General features: G+C 61.0%; 1 protein-coding gene. It reads right to left on the bottom strand.

The window, feature by feature from the left end; genetic code table 11:
* A partial coding sequence (locus ACM6IV_RS12745) for an immunoglobulin-like domain-containing protein (RefSeq protein ID WP_414870267.1) occupies nucleotides 1–467 on the bottom strand: 467 nt, incomplete at both ends.

Genomic DNA, 467 nt, shown 5'->3' with positions numbered 1-467 from the left:
CGTTGGTCAAGGTCGCGGTGTAAACAATCGAACCGCCTTCAGCGACCGAATTGGTAGCGCTCAGCGACAGATTGGTGGTGTCGACAGTGTCGGTCACCGTAGTGCTGACCGGCGTTTTGTCAGCCACGAGGTTTTCGAAGTTACCGCCGGTTACGTCGGTGATCGCGTTGGTCAGCGGTGCATGACCGGTCAATACGTCGTTCGGCGCTGTAGTGGTCGCGGTGCCGGTGGTCTGGCCGACACCGATGGTGATGGTCTGACCGTTCGACAGGGTGACCACGACTGGCGAGCCCGTCACTGGCGCGCCGACAGTTGCGGTGTAGACGACGTTACCGCCTTCAGCGGCAGTGGCGGTCGCGGTCAGTTTCACCGTGGAGGTGTCGATGGTATCGGTGACGCTGGTGATAGCCGGAGTCGTGCTCGGCACCAGGTTTTCGAAGTTGCCACCGGTGGCGTTGCTGATTGTG

This window comes from Pseudomonas sp. IT-347P, assembly GCF_949768005.1.
In the GTDB taxonomy this organism is placed as follows: domain Bacteria; phylum Pseudomonadota; class Gammaproteobacteria; order Pseudomonadales; family Pseudomonadaceae; genus Aquipseudomonas.
The sequence above is the reverse complement of the archived record's forward strand: the minus strand, read 5'-3'. Positions and strand labels throughout refer to the sequence as shown.